Origin of the sequence: Micrococcus sp. HSID17227 (assembly GCF_003989405.1) — a bacterium.
Taxonomy (GTDB): domain Bacteria; phylum Actinomycetota; class Actinomycetes; order Actinomycetales; family Micrococcaceae; genus Micrococcus; species Micrococcus luteus.
Genome location: NZ_RBLN01000496.1, coordinates 1 through 637, shown reverse-complemented (window position 1 = coordinate 637; position 637 = coordinate 1). Strand labels below are relative to the sequence as shown.

Below are 637 nucleotides of genomic sequence, written 5' to 3'. Positions count from 1 at the left end.
CTGCCGGCGAGGCGGACGGTGGCCGTGACCTCCAGCCCGGCCTCGGCCGCGGCGTCGCGGCCCAGCCGGTCCAGGGCGAGGGAGTCGGCCACGAGGACGACGCGGTGGCCCGTGGGCAGCGGCTGGCTGGCCACGGCCATGAGGATGTCGAGCATGGCCTCGTGCGTGTGGGCCTCGAGCACGCCGGTCTGGTCGAGCATCGAGTCCACGGTGCCCTCGGGGGCCTGGGTGGTGCGGGTCTCGTGGCCCGGGGGCAGGAAGCGCCCGGTGACGTCGGAGCGGACCACCACGACGGGCTTGGTGCGGGAGAGCCGCCGGGCGATGCGGGAGAACTTGCGCGGGTTGCCGAACGACTCGAGGTACACACCGACGGCGGCGGTGTGGGGGTCCGCCTCGAAGAACTGCATGGCGTCGTTGCCCGAGACGTCCGCACGGTTGCCGGCGCTGATCGAGGTGGAGATCCCCACCCCGCGGCGCTTGACGCCGGCGGAGACCATGGCGCCGACGGCGCCGGACTGGCTGAACAGCCCGACGGGGCCGCGCTGGGCCAGGCCCGGGGACGGGGAGGCGTTGAGGCGGATCGCGGGGTCGGTGCGGACCAGGCCGGCCGAGGCCGGGCCGATCACGCGCATGCCGA

General features: G+C 75.2%; 1 pseudogene. It reads right to left on the bottom strand.

Going from position 1 to position 637, the window contains the following annotated elements:
• Positions 1-637: pseudogene (locus D8M29_RS12885) on the bottom strand (GNAT family N-acetyltransferase); the annotation flags it as partial.